Origin of the sequence: Pseudomonas fakonensis, from assembly GCF_019139895.1 — a bacterium.
Classification (GTDB): Bacteria; Pseudomonadota; Gammaproteobacteria; order Pseudomonadales; family Pseudomonadaceae; genus Aquipseudomonas; species Aquipseudomonas fakonensis.
Genome location: NZ_CP077076.1, coordinates 4,393,489 through 4,411,109, shown reverse-complemented (window position 1 = coordinate 4,411,109; position 17,621 = coordinate 4,393,489). Strand labels below are relative to the sequence as shown.

Sequence of the window (17,621 nt, the reverse complement as noted above, 5' to 3'; positions counted from 1 at the left end):
AGGCCCGTATTCACGGGCTTTTTCATAAATTTCAAAAGTTGGTTCGGAACTTGCTTTGTAGCCTGCACAGCAACGGCGAGCGGCAAGCGTTCGCCAGTGCAGCGGAGGATGACTGTGGACAAGATGCTTTACGTGGCCATGACCGGCGCCAGCCAGAACGCGCTGGCGCAGAAGGCCCACGCCAACAACCTGGCGAACGTTTCCACCAATGGTTTCCAGAAAGACCTGGAGCAGGCGCGCTCGATGCCGGTATTTGGCGACGTTTTACCGTCGCGTGCCTTCGCCATGACCGAGCGCCCGGCCACCGATTTCAGTGAGGGGCCGATGGTCGAGACCGGTCGCGAGCTGGACGTGGCAGTGGCCGGCAAGGGCTTCATCGCCGTGCAGGCGCCCGACGGCAGCGAAGCCTACGTGCGCACCGGCAGCCTGAACATTGACGCCCTCGGCGTGCTGCGTGCCGGCAATGGCATGCCGGTGATCGGCAATGGCGGCCCGATTGCCATCCCGCCAGAGCAAAAGGTCGAGGTGGGTTCGGACGGCACCATCAGCATCCGTTCCATGGGTGAAGACCCGCGGGTGATGGCCGAAGTCGACCGCATCAAGCTGGTCAACCCCGACATCAAGACCATGACCAAGGGCCTTGACGGCCTGATCCACACCAAGGATGGCCAGGCCGCTGCTGTCGACGTCAACGTGCGCGTGGTCTCGGGCTTCCTCGAAGGCAGCAACGTCAACGCCGTCGAAGAAATGACCTCGGTGCTGGCCCTGTCCCGCCAGTTCGAACTGCACGTGAAAATGATGAACGCAGCCAAAGAAGGCGATGAAGCCATGGCGCGTGTTTTGCAAATCGGCTAACCACACTTGAACGGGTGCCGTAAAACAGGCGCACGAGGAGAATACTGATGCTTCCGGCTCTTTGGGTCGCTAAAACCGGCCTGTCCGCCCAGGACACCAACCTGACCGTCATTTCCAACAACCTGGCCAACGTCTCGACCACCGGTTTCAAGCGTGACCGCGCCGAGTTCGCTGACCTTCTGTACCAGATCAAACGCCAGCCGGGCGCGCAGTCCACCCAGGACAGCGAGCTGCCTTCGGGCCTGCAGGTCGGTACCGGTGTGCGCATCGTCGGCACCCAGAAGAACTTCCAGACCGGCAGCCTGCAAACCACCGAGAACCCGCTGGACATGGCCGTCAACGGTCGCGGCTTCTTCCAGGTACTGCAGCCGGACGGCACCGTTTCGTACACCCGTGACGGCACCTTCCACCTGAACTCCGACGGCCAGGTCGTGACCGCCAACGGTTTCACCCTGGAGCCTGCGATCGTCGTGCCGAACGACGCCCAGACCTTCACCGTCGGCCAGGACGGCACCGTGTCGATCACCGTTGCCGGCAACCCGGCTTCGCAGGTCATCGGCAACATCCAGACCGCCGACTTCATCAACCCGGCCGGCCTGCAGGCCATCGGTGACAACCTGTTCCTGGAAACCGCCGCCAGCGGCGCGCCGCAAGTCGGCACCCCAGGCCTGAACGGCTTTGGCACCACCCTGCAGCAAACCCTGGAAAACTCCAACGTGAGCACCGTGGAAGAGCTGGTCAACATGATCACCACCCAGCGTGCCTACGAGATGAACTCCAAGGTCATCTCCACCGCCGACCAGATGCTGTCGTTCGTCACCCAGCAGCTGTAAGCCATAAAGCTCGTTACACCGTGAGGTATGCAACATGAAGCGTCTGTTGTCCGTTTTCGCCCTGGGGGGGGCGGTGTCGCTGGCCGGTTGCGTCGCGCCGACGCCCAAGCCCAACGACCCGTACTACGCGCCGGTTCTGCCGCGCACCCCGTTGCCGGCAGCGGCCAACAACGGTTCGATCTACCAGGCCGGTTTCGAGCAGAGCCTGTACACCGACCGCAAGGCGTTCCGGGTGGGTGACATCATCACCATCACCCTGAACGAGCGCACCTCGGCCAGCAAGAACGCAGGCTCGCAGATCGCCAAGGACAGCAAGGCTGACATCGGCCTGACCTCGCTGTTCGGTACCGTGCCCAACACCAACAACCCGTTGGGCAGCGGCGACCTCACCCTCAATGCCGGCTACGAAGGCACCCGTGCGACCAAGGGTGCCAGCTCGGCATCGCAAGGCAACACCCTGACCGGCTCGATCACCGTCACCGTCGCCGAGGTGCTGCCCAACGGCATCATCGCCGTGCGCGGCGAAAAGTGGATGACCCTGAACACCGGTGAAGAGCTGGTGCGTATCGCCGGCATGATCCGCGCCGACGACATCGCCACCGACAACACCGTGCCGTCCACCCGTGTGGCCGACGCGCGCATCACCTATTCCGGTACCGGTTCGTTCGCCGACGCCAGCCAGCCCGGTTGGCTCGATCGCTTCTTCATCAGCCCGCTCTGGCCCTTCTGAGTACGGATGACCATGTTCAACGCTAGGCGGTTGATTGCCGCGACACTGCTCATGACCTGCGCGTTCGCCGCCCACGCCGAACGCCTGAAGGATATCGCCAGCATTTCCGGCGTACGTACCAACCAGCTGATCGGCTACGGCCTGGTGGTGGGCCTGAACGGCACCGGCGACCAGACCACGCAGACCCCGTTCACCCTGCAGACCTTCAACAACATGCTGTCGCAGTTCGGCATCAAGGTACCGGCAGGCTCCGGCAACGTGCAGTTGAAGAACGTCGCTGCGGTGTCGGTGCATGCCGACCTGCCAGCCTTCGCCAAGCCCGGCCAGGCGGTTGACATCACCGTGTCTTCGATCGGTAACTCCAAGAGCCTGCGTGGTGGCAGCCTGCTGATGACCCCGCTCAAGGGTATCGACGGCAACGTCTACGCCATCGCCCAGGGCAACCTGGTGGTGGGCGGCTTCGACGCCGAGGGCCGCGACGGCTCGAAGATCACCGTCAACGTTCCGTCGGCCGGCCGCATTCCTGCCGGCGCCACCGTCGAGCGCGCAGTGCCGAGCGGCTTCAACCAGGGCAACAGCCTGACCCTGAACCTCAACCGCCCCGACTTCACCACCGCCAAGCGCATCGTCGACAAGGTCAACGAACTGCTCGGCCCAGGTGTGGCCCAGGCGGTGGACGGTGGTTCGGTGCGGGTCAGTGCGCCGATGGACCCGAACCAGCGCGTCGACTACCTGTCGATCCTGGAAAACCTCGAGATCGACCCGGGCCAGGCGGTGGCCAAGGTCATCATCAACTCGCGTACCGGCACCATCGTCATTGGCCAGAACGTCAAGGTGTCGCCGGCCGCGGTGACCCACGGCAGTCTGACCGTGACCATCACCGAAGACCCGATCGTCAGCCAGCCCGGCCCGTTCTCCAATGGCGAAACCGCCGTGGTGCCACGTTCGCGGGTCAACGCCGAGCAGGAAACCAAGCCGATGTTCAAGTTCGGCCCGGGCACCACGCTGGATGAAATCGTCCGTGCGGTGAACCAGGTGGGCGCAGCCCCTGGCGACCTGATGGCGATCCTCGAAGCCCTGAAACAGGCCGGCGCCTTGCAAGCCGACCTGATCGTGATCTGAGGGCGGTGGCAATGGACAGCAAAAGCCTGGTCTCGAGCAGTGGCGACAGCGGCGCGTTCACCGACCTCAACCGCCTGAACTCGCTCAAGCACGGTGACCGTGACAGCGAGGCCAACATCCGCAAGGTGGCCCAGGAATTCGAGTCGCTGTTCGTCAGCGAAATGCTCAAGGCATCGCGCAAGGCCACCGATGTGATGGCCGACGAAGACAGCCCGATGAACAGCTCGACGGTCAAGCAGTACCGCGACATGTACGACCAGCAGCTGGCCGTGAGCCTGTCCCGCGAGGGCGGTGGTATCGGCCTGCAGGACGTGCTGGTGCGCCAGCTGTCGAAAAACAAGGCCGCGCCGGTCAACACCAGCCCGTTCCCGCGTATCGAGGGCAATGCCCCGGCGCTGTGGGGCACCAAGGTGGATGCCGCCGCCAACGCCACCCAGGCCAGCGTGCACCGCAACGATGTGGCGGCGCTCAATTCGCGGCGCCTGGCGCTGCCTGGCAAGCTCACCGACCGCCTGCTGGCCGGTATCGTGCCGTCGGCGGCCACCACCAACACTGCCGCCGTGCCGGCCCGCGACGGCCAGCCACTGGTCGATGGCGTGGTCAAGGGTGACTGGGAACCGGCCCAGGCCTTCGCCGCCAGCAGCAGCAACGGCATGCGCATCCTCGGGCGCGCCGTGGCCCAGCCGCCGCTGGCGCCGCAAAAAGCCTTCGCCGGCAGCGACGAATTCGTTGCCACCATGCTGCCGATGGCCGAGCAGGCCGCCAAGCGCATTGGCGTCGACCCGCGCTACCTGGTGGCCCAGGCCGCCCTGGAAACCGGCTGGGGCAAGTCGGTCATGCGCAACAGCGACGGCAGCAGCAGCCACAACCTGTTTGGCATCAAGGCCACCGGCAACTGGCAGGGTGGCGAGGCGCGGGCGATCACCAGCGAGTTCCGCGACGGCCAGTTCGTCAAGGAAACCGCAGCGTTCCGTTCGTACGATTCCTACCAGGACAGCTTCCACGACCTGGTCAGCCTGTTGCAGAACAACTCTCGCTATCAAGAAGCGGTGAAGTCGGCCGATAAACCAGAACAGTTTGTGCGAGAGCTGCAAAAGGCCGGGTACGCCACCGACCCGAACTACGCCAGCAAGATCTCGCAGATCGCAAGACAGATGAAGTCGTACGAGAGCTACGCGTCGCTCGGTACCACAACGAAACTTTAAGGGCTTGAACCATGGCGAGTTTGATCAACATTGGCATGTCTGGGCTGACGAGCGCTTCGTCGGGCCTGCATACCACCGGCAACAACATTGCCAACGCCGATGTCGCCGGCTACTCCCGTCAGCAGAACATCCAGCGCAGCAAGGGCTCGGTCCAGGACGGCCAGGTGTTCATGGGCACCGGCACCACGCTGGCCGATGTTCGCCGGGTGTACAACTCGTTCCTCGACGCGCAGTTGCAAACCGCCACCTCGCTCAACAGTGACAGCACCACCTACCTGAACCAGGTGACGCCGCTGAACAACCTGTTGTCCGACAGCAACACCGGTATCACCAGTGCCCTGGCCAACTTCTTCTCGGCCCTGCAAAGCGCAGCCAACAAGCCGACCGAAGACGCTTCGCGCCAACTGCTGCTGAGCAACGCCGACGCCCTGGCCAACCGCTTCAACAGCCTGTCTGCCCAGTTCAAGGAGCAGAACACCAACATCAACGGCAACCTCAGCTCGCTGACTTCGCGTATCAACGAACTGACCTCGAGCATTGCCCAGTACAACGAGCAGATCTCCAAGGTGTCGGCGATCACCGGCCAGCCCAACGACCTGCTTGACCAACGCAACGAAGCGGTGCGCCAGCTCAACGAGCTGGTTGGCGTGCAAACCGTTGAGCGTGACGGCAGCATCGACGTCTACCTGAAGAACGGCCAGTCGCTGGTGCTGGGCAAGACCACCAACAAGATGAGCGCCGAGCCCAGCGCCACCGACCCGACCCAGTACGCGGTCAAGATCGACCGCGGCAGCACCACCATGGACATCACCAGCAGCATCACCGGCGGTGAGATGGGCGGCCTGCTGCGCTACCGCAGCGACACCCTGGCCCCGGCCATGAACGAGCTGGGCCGTATCGCCCTGGTAGTTGCCGAACAGATGAACTCCCAGCTGGGGCAGGGCATCGACAAGAACGGTGAATTCGGCGCGGCGCTGTTCAACGACATCAACAGCGACAAAGCCATGTCGGCGCGCAGCACGCCGAAGGTGGGCAACACCGGCAGCGCCGACCTGAACGTGGTCATTCGCGATACCGGCAAGCTCAGCACCAGCGACTACCAGGTGACCTTCGTCGGCCCTGGCACTGACCAGTACCAGGTCAAGAAGCTGCCTGACGGCACCGACATGGGCACCTTCAGCACCAACGACGACCCGGCGCCGGTGATCGATGGCTTCAGCATCGACCTGGCCAGCGGTACTGCGGCAGTGGGCGACAGCTTCAAGATCACCCCCACCCGCAATGCCTCGGCCGAAATGGACGTGGTGCTCACCGACGCCAAGCGCCTGGCCCTGGCCGCACCGCTGACCGCCACCACCAACAGCGGCAACAAAGGTACCGGTGTGATCACCCAGCCGGTGCTGACCTCGGTGCTGGACATCGCCGACCCGGCCCAGCGCCTCGACCTGCAGACCGGCATCAAGTATTCGACCCCGGTACGCCTGGTGTTCGGCAGCGAGACCACCTCGCCGCAAACCTACGAAGCCTTCGATGCCAAGGGCAACAGCATCGGCACCGGCACCTTCGTGCCGGGCCAGAGCAACACCCTGAGCTTCAGCGTGCCGATGATCGACAGCGCCGGCAACCCGATCAACGACGCCAGCGGCACGCAGAAGAACTTCACCTTCGAGATGGACATCGCCGGTTCGCCCAAAGAGGGCGATACCTTCAGCGTCGCGCTGACCGGCGCCGGCTCCTCGGACAACCGCAACGCGCTGGCCCTGCAAGGCCTGCAGACCAAGCAGACCATGGACATCGGTTCGACCAAGGGCATCAGCATCACCGACGCCTACGGCAAGCTGGTGGAAAGCGTGGGCGCCAAGGCCAAGCAGGGCCAGATGGACTCCCAGGCCACCGGCGTCATCCTCACCCAGGCCACCGCCGCCCGCGATTCGGTGTCCGGCGTGCAGCTGGATGAAGAGGCCGGCAACCTGGTCAAGTATCAGCAGTACTACACCGCCTCGTCGCAGATCATCAAGACGGCGCAGGAAATCTTCAACACCCTGATCGCTGCGCTTTAAGGAGTTTGCCCATGCGTATTTCCACGGCCCAGTTCTACCAGTCGAGCGCGGCAAACTACCAGCGCAACTATTCCAACGTGGTCAAGACCAACGAAGAAGCCAGCTCCTTCGTGCGCGTCAACACCGCCGCCGATGACCCGGTGGGCGCGGCGCGCCTGCTGCAACTGGGCAACCAGGCAGACATGCTGGCGCAGTACAAGACCAACGCCACCAACATCACCAACTCGCTGAACCAGGCCGAGACCACGCTCGACTCGATCAACACGATCCTGACGCGGGTCAACGAGCTGGCACTGGAGTCGGGCAACGCCGGCTACACCGACACCGAGCGTAAGGCCAAGGCCGCCGAGCTGGGCCAGCTGGAAGACCAGCTGCTGAGCCTGATGAACAGCCGCGATGAAAACGGCCAGTACCTGTTCGCCGGTTCCAAGACCGACACCGCGCCGTTCGTGCGCAATGCCGATGGCACCTACTCTTACCAGGGCGACCAGACCCAGCTCGAGCTGCAGGTCGGTGACATGCTCAAGATGGCCGGCAACAGCACCGGTTTCAGTGTGTTCCAGCAGGCCCTGAACACCAGCCGCACCGAGACCACCCTGGCCACCCCGGCAGTGGACGATGGCCGGGTCAAGCTGTCCAACGGCCAGGTGTCCGGCAGCGTCACCTACAACGACCGCTTCCGCAGCGGCCAGCCGTACACCATCACCATGCTCAGCAGCACCCAGTTCAGCATCACCGACAGCCTGGGCAACGACGTCACCGCCGAGGCCACCCAGGGCGGTACCTTCGACCCGAACACCGCCGGCGGCTCGGTGGTCAGCTTCCGTGGGGTCGACCTGCGCCTGAACATCAACCTGCAGGATGGCGACGTGCCGGACACCGCCGTGGCAGGCCACAGCTTCACCCTGCAGAGCAAGCCCGACACCATCAACACCACCCGCAGCCCGGGCAACCCGTCCAGCGCCCAGGTGACCTCGGCCAGCATCACCGACCCGGCCAAGTACCAGGCGATGTTCCCCAACGGCGGTGCGGTGATCAAGTTCACCAGCGCCACCGATTTCGAACTGTATGCCCAGCCGCTGACCGCCGACAGCCGCCCGGTAGCGAGTGGCACCATGGCTGGCAACGTGGCTTCGGCCGCCGGTGTCGACTTCACCTTCAGCACCACGCCGCCGCAGCAGTCGGGCGACCAGTACATGGTGACCGTGGACAACCACCAGACCCAGAATGTGCTGGACACCGTGGCCCAGCTGCGCACCGCCCTGAGCAAGCCGATCGAAGGTGACGCGGCGGCCTACCAGCAGCTGCGTGCCGACCTGGACTCGGCCATTGCCAACATCCAGAGCGGCCAGGACTCGCTGAGCACCGCCGTCACCGATATCGGTGCCCGGGGCAAGGCGCTGGAAATCCAGCAGGCCACCAACGAGAGCCTGACCATTGCCAACACCACCACCCAGTCGTCGATCCGCGACTCCGACCCTGCCGAAGTGGTGATCCGCCTGACCCAGCAGAAGGCCATGCTCGAAGCGTCGCAGACCGCGTTTGCCCGCATCAGCCAGCTGAGCCTGTTCAACGCCCTCTGAGTGCGCCTGCTGTCGTCACCCTCCGCCCGCCCGGGGCGAGGGTGACGGCGCCGTGTTTCCCCTGTGGTTGCGACTGTTCTGAATTCTCTGCGGGCAGTCGCCTGTCGAGAGATTTCCCCCGTGAACCCAGCCCCCCTGGTCAGCCTCGTCATCCCCGCCTGCAACCCGCGGTTCTTCCGTGCGGCCCTGGCCAGCGCGCTGGCCCAGGACTACGAAAACCTCGAAATCATCGTTTGCGACGACAGCTGTGGGCCCGAGATCGAAGCCTCGGTCGAGGAGCTGCGCGCACTGGCCCGCCACCCGCTGCTGTACCTGCGCAACCTCGAGCCGCTGGGGTTTGCCGGTAACCTGCTGGCGGGGCTCGAGCACAGCCAGGGCGACTACATCAAGTTCCTCTGCGACGACGACCGCCTGATGGCCGATTGCGTGTCCAGCCAGGTGCAGCTTTTTCAGGCACAGCCCGAGATCAGCCTGGTCGCGGCCCGCCGCCACCTGGGGGATGAAGGCGACCACATCCTGCCGCAGCGCCTGGAAACCAGCCCGCTCACCTTTGGCGCCACGCTGTTCAATGGCAGCGACCTGCTGGACTTCTTCGAGACGCGCCAGCTCAATTTCATCGGTGGCTTAAGCTGCGTGCTGCTGCGCGCCAGTGACCTGCGCGAGCTGCTACCGGCGCTGGCGCCGGGGTTCGTGGCGCTGCTCGATTTGGTGCTGTTCGTGTGCCTGCTGCGCCGTGGGCACCTGGGCGTGACTGCCGGGGTGCATTGCATCGAGCGGGTCCACCCGGGCCAGCTGAGCAGCCAGGCCGACATCAAGACCGCCGCCGCAACAGAGGCGCAGCACCTGCGTGACATGTTCGCCGCGCGCACCCGCGAGGGTGAACCATTCAGCGGCTGGGTGCGGGTGCAGTTCCTCCAGGGCGACCAGCTCGACGCCCCGCGTGCCTGGGACAACCTGTTCCTGGTGCACACTTTGCGCTGCCTGCAGGCCATTCATGACTCCAAGGTTGGCAGCGACAGCGACAGTTTTGCCGAGCTCTATGGCAAATGGCTGGCCTGCCGCCAGGACCCGTTGGTGCTGGCGCGGCTGATGCGTCTGAGCGAGCACTGGCCAGTGCGCCCGCGCATCGTGCCGGTGGTGATTGACAGCGACGGCGACGCCCAGGCGCTGCAAGTGACGCTGGACAGCATCGCAGGTCAGGCCTACGCCGCCGATGCCACCCTGGTGTTGTCACGCACGCCCAAGGCAGGGGAGTGGGGCGCCAAGGTCATCAGCCAGCCGCTGCAGGCCGACTGGGGCGTGCAACTGAACACCCAGCTCGCACAACTGGGCGGGGCGGACTGGATTTACCTGTTGCGTGCCGGCGACCGCCTCAGCGCCTTCAGCCTGATGCTGCTGGCCGAGCGCATCGTGTCGCGCCCGCAGATTGCCTGCTGCTATGGGGATGAGGGTGTGCTGCGTGAAGGCGAGTCCCAGGAGCCGGTGTTCAAGCCCGACTTCAACCTCGACCTGATGCGCGGCTACCCCTACACCGGGCGCATGCTGGCGTTTTCCTGCAGCGCGCTGCAGGCCCTGGGCGGTTTTGCTGCCGGCTACCGCGAACTGGCCCCCCATGACCTGCTCTGGCGGTTGGTTGAGGCGCAGGGGCCGCACGTCATCGAGCACATCCCTGAAGTGCTGGGCGAGAGCACCTTCGGTTATGCCGCCTGGCTGTCGTCGGCGGCAGTGATCGAGGAAAACCCGCAACTGCTCAAGGCGCACCTCGAGCGCCTGGGCGTCAGCTACCAGTTGCGCAACAGTGACGGACTGATCAACCAGGTGCGTTACCTGCATGCCGCGCAGCCCTTGGTAACCCTGGTGATCAGTGTGCGCGACCAGTTGCCGGCGCTTGAGCGCTGCCTGGAAAGCGTGCTGGAAAAGACCGCCTACCCGCACTACGAAGTGCTGATCGTCGACAACGCAAGCGTTGGCGCCGACATTCACGCCTGGCTGGCGGCGATGCAGCAGTTGGGTGGCGGCAAGCTGCGGGTGCTGAGCCTGGGCGAAGAAACCAGCTTCGCCACGCAGCAGAACCTGGCAGCGCAACAGGCCCGGGGCGACTACCTGCTGATGCTGAGCCCGTTTGCCGTGGTCACCGAGCCGGGCTGGCTGGATGCGCTGCTCAGCCACGGCCAACGTCAAGAAGTCGGCGCTGTCGGTGCCAAGCTGTGCGATGCCCGTGGCCTGGTGGTCCAGGCGGGCAGCGTGCTGGGGCTGCGTGGCGGGGTGGCATCACCCTTCGTTGGCGAACCGGCAGAGGCGGGTGGCTACATGCAGCGCCTGCAGGTGGCGCAGAACTACTCGGCCGTGACGGCCGACTGCCTGCTGGTGCGCAAGGCGCTGTTCGACAGTGTCGGCGGCCTGAACGATGCGCAGTTCGGCGTCGCCTTCAGCGATATCGACCTGGGCCTGCGCCTGGGCCAGGCCGGTTACCTGGTGGTGTGGGCGCCCGATGCCCGGCTGGTGCTGGACCGCCCGGCAGACGTAGCGCCCGATGCGGCGCGCAGCGCCGAGCGCCAGGCGCGCCTGGTGCAGCAGCACGAGGTGTTTGCCAAGGTTTGGATGCCGCTGGTGGCACGCGACCCGGCCTACAACATCAACCTGGCCCTGGGCGGCTCCGGTTTTTGCCTGGACCCGGGCCTTAAAGCCGGCTGGATGCCGTTTGCCGGGCGCTCGCTGCCCCATGTGCTGGCGCTGCCGATGAACACCGGCGCCGTCGGCCATTACCGGGTGATCCAGCCGCTGACCGAGCTGGACAAAGCTGGTTGGGTGACCCAGCAGCAATACTTCGAGATCCCCACCAATGTGGAGCTTGAGCGCAGCTCGCCGGATGTGGTGGTCGTGCAGGGGCGTTACCAGGAGAACTTCGTCAAGGAAATCGAGCGCCTCAAGACCTTCTCCAAGGGCTTTTGCATCTACGAGCTGGACGACTATGTGGTCGATGTGCCGAAAAAGAACGACCACCTCAAGCACGTGCCGCACGACCTGCAGAAATCGCTGCGCCGCGGCATCGAGCGCTGCGACCGGCTTGTAGTCTCGACCCAGGCCCTGGCCGACGCGCTGCACGGCGCGCACAGCGACATTCGGGTAATGCCGAACATGCTCGCCGAGCAGCTGTGGACCGGCCTGCGCAGCCAGCGCCGCAGTTCGCGCAAGCCGCGTGTGGGTTGGGGCGGTGGCACCAGCCACACCGGCGACCTTGAAGTGATCGCCGAGGTGGTCAAGGCCCTGGCCAACGAGGTGGACTGGATTTTCTTCGGCATGTGCCCGCCGGCGCTGCGCCCGTACCTCAAGGAGTTCCACCCGCCGGTGCCCATGGAGCTGTACCCGGCCAAGCTGGCCAGCCTGAACCTGGACCTTGCCCTGGCGCCGCTGGAGTTCCACATCTTCAACGACTGCAAGAGCAACCTGCGCCTGCTGGAGTACGGGGTGTGCGGCTACCCGGTGATCGTCACCGACACCCGCGCCTACGAAGGCTACCTGCCGTGCACGCGGATCAAGACCAACAGCACCGAGGAGTGGTTGCAGGCGATCCGCATGCACCTGGCCGACCCGGACGAAAGCTACCGCCAGGGCGACCGCCTGAAGCAGGAAGTGCTGCGCGACTACGTGCTGCGCGAGGAGCACGTGCAGCACTGGTACAGCGGCTGGATGCCATAGCGCAAGAAACCGCACGCAAAGCCTGTGGGAAGCTTCAGGTCAGTGCTGTACCTGTAGGAGCCGGCTTGCCGGCGATGGGGCCGGCACAGCCAGCACACCACCGTTGCGCCTACAAGCACTTGCATAACCCACTCTGGCGCGTTTCCTGCAAGTCCCCTCTGATATCGCCATAAATCGTGCAACCACACGAGCCATGGCCGGTGACGAACAAGAGGGGACAACATGAAGGCGGTAATTCTGGCCGGTGGACTGGGCACGCGTATCAGCGAAGAGTCCCACCTCAAGCCCAAGCCCATGATCGAGATCGGCGGAAAGCCAATTCTCTGGCACATCATGAAGCAGTACTCGGCCCACGGTATCCATGACTTCGTGATCTGCCTGGGCTACAAGGGCTATGCGATCAAGGATTTCTTCGCCAACTACTTCCTGCATACCTCCGACGTCACCTTCGACATGCGCGCCAACCGCATGGACGTGCACCAGAACTACAGCGAGCCGTGGCGCGTCACCCTGGTCGACACCGGCGAGGAGACCATGACCGGCGGCCGCCTGCGCCGCGCCGCGCGTTACCTGGAAGACGAAGACGCCTTCTGCTTCACCTACGGTGACGGCGTGTCCGACCTGAACATCGGCGCCTTGGTGGACTTCCACCTGGCCCACGGCAAGCTCGCCACTGTCACCGCCGTACAACCGCCGGGCCGCTACGGCGCCCTTGAGCGTGACGGCGACCAGGTCAAAGGCTTCGTCGAGAAACCCCGCGGTGACGGCGGCTGGATCAACGGCGGCTTCTTCGTGCTGTCGCCCAAGGTGCTCGGCTACATCGCCGACGACCAGACCTCGTGGGAGTCCGAACCTTTGGCCCGGCTGGCCGCCGAAGCGCAGCTGAACGCCTTCCAGCACGACGGCTTCTGGCACCCGATGGACACCCTGCGCGACAAGAACCACCTCGAGCAACTCTGGCAAAGCGGGGAGGCCCCATGGAAGCAGTGGGCCTGAGCCCGTCGTTCTGGCAGGGCAAGCGGGTCCTGCTGACCGGCCACACCGGCTTCAAGGGCAGCTGGCTGGCGCTGTGGCTGCGCGAACTGGGCGCGCAGGTGACAGGCTTTGCCCTGGACCCTGGCAGCGAACCCAGCCTGTTCGAGCTGGCCGAGGCCGGCACCGGCATCCAGGATGTGCGCGGCGACCTGCGAGACCTGGGCGCGCTGCTCGAGGTGATCGCCGAAGCCGAGCCCGAGATCGTCCTGCACCTGGCGGCGCAGCCGCTGGTGCGCGAGGCTTACCGCGACCCACTGGGCACCTATTCGAGCAACGTCATGGGTACCCTCAACCTGCTGGAGGCGGTGCGCCAGGTCGGCGGTGTGCGCGCCTGCGTGCTGGTGACCACCGACAAGGTGTACGCCAACCAGGAATGGCCCTGGCCATACCGCGAGAACGAAGCCCTCGGCGGGCACGACCCGTACAGCAGCAGCAAGGCCTGCTGCGAGCTGCTGGCGCAATCCTATGCGGCGTCGTTCTTCCCGGCTGCCAAGCACGCCGAACACGGCATGGCCATGGCCACCGCGCGCGCCGGCAACGTGCTGGGCGGCGGCGACTTTGCCGCCGACCGCCTGATCCCCGACGTGCTCAAGGCGTGGTCGGCCGGCGAGCCGGTCACCCTGCGCTACCCGCAAGCCGTGCGCCCCTGGCAACACGCCCTGGAGCCGCTGGCCGGCTACCTGCTGCTGGCCGAGCGCTTGTACGAAGAAGGCCCGGCCTACGCCGGTGCCTGGAACTTCGGCCCGGGCGAGCAGGACATGTGCAGCGTAGGTTCAGTGGTCAGTTATCTGGCCCGGCAGTGGCCGGATGCACCGGGCGTGCAGGTGGAGCAGAGCGAGCTGCATGAAGCCGGCCTGCTGCGCCTGGACAGCTCCCGCGCCCGCCAGGTGCTGGGCTGGCGCACGCGCTGGTCGCTGCACGAGTGCCTGCGCCACACCCTGGACTGGCACCTGGCCTGGCAGCGCGGCGACAACATGCGCGCCTTCACCCTCGACCAGTTGAACCTGTACGCGGAGCTGTCGTGACCGATCTGCAGTTGCAAGCCTTGCCCCTGGACGGCCTGTTCAGCGTGGTACACAAAAGCCATGGCGACGCCCGTGGCCGCTTTTCGCGGTTGTTCTGCGAGGGCAGCCTGGGCGAGCTGGGCACGCCGTTCCATGTGCGCCAGATCAACCATTCGCACACCGTCGGCCAGGGCAGTGTGCGCGGCCTGCACTACCAGCTCGGCGACAGCCCGGAAGCCAAGCTCATCACCTGCCTGCGCGGCGAGGTGTGGGATGTTGCCGTGGACCTGCGCCAAGGCTCGCCGACCTTTTTGCACTGGCACGCCGAGCACCTGCGCGCCGGCGACGGCCGCAGCTTGTTGATCCCGGCCGGTTTCGCCCATGGCTTCCAGGTGTTGAGCGAGGAGGCCGAACTGCTGTACCTGCACAGCGCCGACTATGCCCCGGGCCGTGAAGGCGGGCTGTCGGTACATGACCCGAAGCTGGCCATCGACTGGCCGCTGGCTGTCAAGAATCTGTCTGCCCGGGATGCCGAACACCCCTGGCTGACGCCATCGTTTGCCGGAGTGTGTCCATGAACTGCCGTGGCTGTGGTACCTGCCTGAGCCTGCCCCTGATCGACCTCGGCACCGCGCCGCCGTCCAACGCCTACCTGCGTGCCGACCAGCTGGCCGCCGCCGAGGCCTGGGTGCCGCTGAAAGTGGCGGTGTGCGAGCACTGCTGGCTGGTGCAGACCGAGGACTACACCCAGGCCGATGCGCTGTTCGATGCCGACTACGCGTATTTCAGCTCCTACTCCAGCTCCTGGCTGGCCCATGCCCGCGACTACGTGGCGCAGATGGTCGAGCGCTTTGGCCTGGGCGCGCAAAGCCGCGTGGTGGAAATCGCGGCCAACGACGGCTACCTGCTGCAGTACGTGGCCGAGCGCGGCATCGCGTGCCTGGGGGTAGAACCCACCCGCAGCACCGCCCAGGCGGCGCGTGCCAAGGGCCTGGAAATTCGCGAGGTGTTCTTCGGCGAACAAACCGCCGAGGCGCTGGTGGCCGAGGGCTGGTCGGCCGACCTGATGGCGGCCAACAACGTGCTGGCCCACGTGCCGGACATCAACGATTTCTTGCGCGGTTTCGCCACCTTGCTCAAGGCCGATGGCGTGGCCACCTTCGAGTTCCCGCACCTTTTGTGCCTGATGGCCGAGCACCAGTTCGACACCCTGTACCACGAGCACTACTCCTACCTGTCGCTGACGGCGGTGAACACCCTGTGCGCACGCAACGGCCTGGAGATCTTCGACGTCAGCGAGTTGCCCACCCACGGCGGCTCGCTGCGGGTGTTCGCCCAGCGCGCCGGCGGCCCGCAGCCGCGCCAGGCCAGTGTCGATGATTTGCTGGGGATCGAGGCGCGGGTCGGGGTGACCACGGCGGCCTTCTACAACACCTTGGCGCCAGCAGCCGAGCGCATCAAGCAGCAGCTGCTGCGCTTCTTGCTGCAGGCCAAGGCCGAGGGCAAGCGCGTGGTCGGCTATGGCGCTGCCGCCAAGGGCAACACCTTGTTCAACTATGCCGGGGTCAAGCCCGACCTGCTGGCTTGGGTCGCCGACGCCAACCCGCACAAGCAGGGCAAGTTCCTGCCGGGCAGCCGCATCCCGGTGGTGGCGCCGGAGCGCCTGGCCATCGAGCAGCCTGACTACGTGCTGGTGTTGCCGTGGAACCTGCTCAAGGAAGTCAGCGAGCAGCAGGCGCACATCCGTGAATGGGGCGGGCGTTTCGTCATCGCCGTGCCGGAGCTGACTGTCCTATGAAAGTGCTGGTCACCGGTGCCACCGGTTTTGTCGGCCGGCACCTGGTCGCCGAGCTGCTCGCCCGCGGGCATCAGGTGCGTGCCGTGGCGCGCCGGCAGGAGCCAGCCCGGGCGCTGCCGTGGTTCGAGCAGGTCGAGTTCGTCAGCGCCGATATCCACGACCCGCAGTTGGCGGTGGGTACGTTGTGCGAGGGCATCGATGCACTGGTGCACCTGGCCTGGCCCGGTTTGCCGAACTACCAGGGCCTGTTCCACCTCGAGCACAACCTGATGGCCGACTACGGTTTTATCCGCCGTGCGGTCGAAGCCGGGGTGAGCCAGGTGCAGGTCACCGGCACCTGCTTTGAATACGGGCTGCAGGACGGCGCCTTGAGCGAGGCGCTGCTGTGCCAGCCGGCCAACCCCTACGGGCTGGCCAAGCACAGCCTGCGGCAGTTACTGCAGAGCCTGGCCCGGCAATTACCGTTCAACTTGCAATGGGTGCGGCTGTTCTACCTGTATGGCGAGGGGCAGAACCCCAACAGCCTGCTGGCGGCGCTGGACCGCGCCATCGACGCAGGGCAGGCGTGCTTCGACATGTCTGGCGGTGAGCAGCTGCGCGATTTCCTGCCTGTGCAGGTGGTTGTCGCCAACCTGGCCGGGCTGCTCGAACTGCGCGATTTCACAGGCGTAGTCAATTGCTGCAGCGGTCGGCCGATATCTGTACGCAACCTGGTGGAGGCGCATATCGCCAGCCGCGGCGCGAAGATTGCGCTGAACCTGGGCCATTACCCTTACCCGGCCCACGAACCCATGGCGTTCTGGGGCGATGCCCGCCAGTTGCGGACACTGCTGGGGGCCTGCCAGTGAAGTATTCCAGTTACCCCGAATCAAACCGCCGTATGACCGCTGGCCACTGCCATGCCGTCGACAGCGCCCGTTCAGCACATCTGTCTACCGAGACCCGATAAATGACCGACTCGCCGATCAAGGCCTTCGAAGCCGAATGCACCGCGCAAATTGCCGCCCAGGGTGAAGACAAGGCGTTGCAGCAGCTGTCCCGCGACTTCTACGACAAGTCCGCCGAGCACAAGTACACCTACCACTTCTCGTGGATGGGCCGGCCAATCATCCAGCTGCCCCAGGACATGATGGCCATGCAGGAGATCGTCTGGCAGGTCAAGCCGGACCTGATCATCGAGTGCGGCATCGCCCACGGCGGCTCGATCCTCTACTACGCCTCCCTGCTGGAGCTGCAGGGCCATGGCGAGGTGCTGGGCATCGACATCGACATCCGCGCGCACAACCGCGAAGCCATCGAGGCGCACCCGATGAGCAAGCGCGTGCGCATGATCCAGGGCTCGAGCATCGACGAGGGCATTGCCGCGCAGGTGCGGGCGATCGCCGCGGGCAAGAAGGTCATCGTGGTGCTCGACTCCAACCACACCCACGCGCACGTGCTCAAGGAGCTGGAGCTGTACGCGCCGCTGGTGGCCGTGGGCAGCTACTGCGTGGTGATGGACACCGTGGTCGAAGACATGCCGGCCGGCTCCTTCCCCGACCGCCCGTGGGATGTGGGTGACAACCCCAAGACTGCGGTCTGGGAGTACCTCAAGGGTAACGACAGCTTCGAGATCGACTACCAGATGCAGAACAAGCTGATGATCACCGTGGCGCCGGACGGCTACCTGCGCCGGGTTCGCTGAGACACTTACACAG

General features: G+C 65.3%; 14 protein-coding genes. All 14 read left to right on the top strand.

The genetic code is table 11. The features are described from left to right. Positions 1 to 114: 114 nt before the first annotated feature. The 14 genes from KSS94_RS19330 (at position 115) to KSS94_RS19265 (ending at position 17,608) form a co-directional block, all read left to right on the top strand. Positions 115 to 855, top strand: coding sequence for a flagellar basal body rod protein FlgF (locus tag KSS94_RS19330; protein ID WP_217839682.1), 741 nt, complete (start codon positions 115 to 117; stop codon positions 853 to 855). 47 nt (positions 856 to 902) lie between these two features. Beyond that, complete coding sequence (flgG, locus tag KSS94_RS19325) at positions 903 to 1,688, top strand: flagellar basal-body rod protein FlgG (RefSeq protein WP_217839681.1); 786 nt, start codon at positions 903 to 905, stop codon at positions 1,686 to 1,688. 34 nt (positions 1,689 to 1,722) lie between these two features. After that, positions 1,723 to 2,418, top strand: coding sequence for a flagellar basal body L-ring protein FlgH (flgH, locus tag KSS94_RS19320; RefSeq protein ID WP_217839680.1), 696 nt, complete (start codon positions 1,723 to 1,725; stop codon positions 2,416 to 2,418). A gap of 12 nt (positions 2,419 to 2,430) precedes the next feature. Then, positions 2,431 to 3,540: a flagellar basal body P-ring protein FlgI gene (locus KSS94_RS19315; protein ID WP_369992253.1), complete on the top strand. Its 1,110-nt coding sequence runs from the start codon at positions 2,431 to 2,433 to the stop codon at positions 3,538 to 3,540. Positions 3,541 to 3,551: 11 nt separating this feature from the next. Continuing rightward, positions 3,552 to 4,745 carry a flagellar assembly peptidoglycan hydrolase FlgJ gene (gene flgJ, locus KSS94_RS19310; RefSeq protein WP_217839678.1) on the top strand — a complete coding sequence of 398 codons (1,194 nt, stop codon included), beginning with the start codon at positions 3,552 to 3,554 and terminating at the stop codon, positions 4,743 to 4,745. A gap of 11 nt (positions 4,746 to 4,756) precedes the next feature. Next, positions 4,757 to 6,805, top strand: a complete 2,049-nt coding sequence (flgK, locus tag KSS94_RS19305; protein ID WP_217839677.1) for a flagellar hook-associated protein FlgK — start codon at positions 4,757 to 4,759, stop codon at positions 6,803 to 6,805. An 11-nt stretch (positions 6,806 to 6,816) separates the two neighbouring features. Continuing rightward, complete coding sequence (locus KSS94_RS19300) at positions 6,817 to 8,388, top strand: flagellar hook-associated protein 3 (RefSeq protein WP_217839676.1); 1,572 nt, start codon at positions 6,817 to 6,819, stop codon at positions 8,386 to 8,388. Positions 8,389 to 8,508: 120 nt separating this feature from the next. After that, positions 8,509 to 12,087: a glycosyltransferase gene (locus KSS94_RS19295; RefSeq protein ID WP_217839675.1), complete on the top strand. Its 3,579-nt coding sequence runs from the start codon at positions 8,509 to 8,511 to the stop codon at positions 12,085 to 12,087. A gap of 222 nt (positions 12,088 to 12,309) precedes the next feature. Continuing rightward, positions 12,310 to 13,083 (top strand): glucose-1-phosphate cytidylyltransferase, encoded by a 774-nt coding sequence (gene rfbF / locus KSS94_RS19290; RefSeq protein WP_217839674.1) that lies wholly within the window; start codon positions 12,310 to 12,312, stop codon positions 13,081 to 13,083. Next, a complete protein-coding gene (gene rfbG / locus KSS94_RS19285) occupies positions 13,065 to 14,147 on the top strand; it encodes a CDP-glucose 4,6-dehydratase (RefSeq protein WP_217839673.1) in 1,083 nt (360 codons plus the stop codon). Before rfbF ends, rfbG begins: the two co-directional genes overlap by 19 nt. Continuing rightward, positions 14,144 to 14,704, top strand: coding sequence for a dTDP-4-dehydrorhamnose 3,5-epimerase family protein (locus tag KSS94_RS19280; protein ID WP_217839672.1), 561 nt, complete (start codon positions 14,144 to 14,146; stop codon positions 14,702 to 14,704). The genes rfbG and KSS94_RS19280 overlap by 4 nt, the downstream gene beginning before the upstream one ends. Beyond that, positions 14,701 to 15,924, top strand: coding sequence for a class I SAM-dependent methyltransferase (locus KSS94_RS19275; RefSeq protein WP_217839671.1), 1,224 nt, complete (start codon positions 14,701 to 14,703; stop codon positions 15,922 to 15,924). Before KSS94_RS19280 ends, KSS94_RS19275 begins: the two co-directional genes overlap by 4 nt. Continuing rightward, positions 15,921 to 16,772: an NAD-dependent epimerase/dehydratase family protein gene (locus KSS94_RS19270; RefSeq protein ID WP_217839670.1), complete on the top strand. Its 852-nt coding sequence runs from the start codon at positions 15,921 to 15,923 to the stop codon at positions 16,770 to 16,772. The genes KSS94_RS19275 and KSS94_RS19270 overlap by 4 nt, the downstream gene beginning before the upstream one ends. A gap of 101 nt (positions 16,773 to 16,873) precedes the next feature. After that, a complete protein-coding gene (locus KSS94_RS19265) occupies positions 16,874 to 17,608 on the top strand; it encodes a cephalosporin hydroxylase family protein (protein ID WP_217839669.1) in 735 nt (244 codons plus the stop codon). Positions 17,609 to 17,621: the final 13 nt, after the last annotated feature.

What these genes read in the sequence shown, in the direction of transcription:
- flgG (WP_217839681.1), top strand. Translation starts at nt 903, where the DNA reads ATGCTTCCGGCTCTTTGGGTCGCTAAAACCGGCCTGTCCGCCCAGGAC.
- flgH (WP_217839680.1), top strand. Translation starts at nt 1,723, where the DNA reads ATGAAGCGTCTGTTGTCCGTTTTCGCCCTGGGGGGGGCGGTGTCGCTG.
- KSS94_RS19315 (WP_369992253.1), top strand. Translation starts at nt 2,431, where the DNA reads ATGTTCAACGCTAGGCGGTTGATTGCCGCGACACTGCTCATGACCTGC.
- flgJ (WP_217839678.1), top strand. Translation starts at nt 3,552, where the DNA reads ATGGACAGCAAAAGCCTGGTCTCGAGCAGTGGCGACAGCGGCGCGTTC.
- flgK (WP_217839677.1), top strand. Translation starts at nt 4,757, where the DNA reads ATGGCGAGTTTGATCAACATTGGCATGTCTGGGCTGACGAGCGCTTCG.
- KSS94_RS19300 (WP_217839676.1), top strand. Translation starts at nt 6,817, where the DNA reads ATGCGTATTTCCACGGCCCAGTTCTACCAGTCGAGCGCGGCAAACTAC.
- rfbF (WP_217839674.1), top strand. Translation starts at nt 12,310, where the DNA reads ATGAAGGCGGTAATTCTGGCCGGTGGACTGGGCACGCGTATCAGCGAA.
- rfbG (WP_217839673.1), top strand. Translation starts at nt 13,065, where the DNA reads ATGGAAGCAGTGGGCCTGAGCCCGTCGTTCTGGCAGGGCAAGCGGGTC.
- KSS94_RS19275 (WP_217839671.1), top strand. Translation starts at nt 14,701, where the DNA reads ATGAACTGCCGTGGCTGTGGTACCTGCCTGAGCCTGCCCCTGATCGAC.
- KSS94_RS19270 (WP_217839670.1), top strand. Translation starts at nt 15,921, where the DNA reads ATGAAAGTGCTGGTCACCGGTGCCACCGGTTTTGTCGGCCGGCACCTG.
- KSS94_RS19265 (WP_217839669.1), top strand. Translation starts at nt 16,874, where the DNA reads ATGACCGACTCGCCGATCAAGGCCTTCGAAGCCGAATGCACCGCGCAA.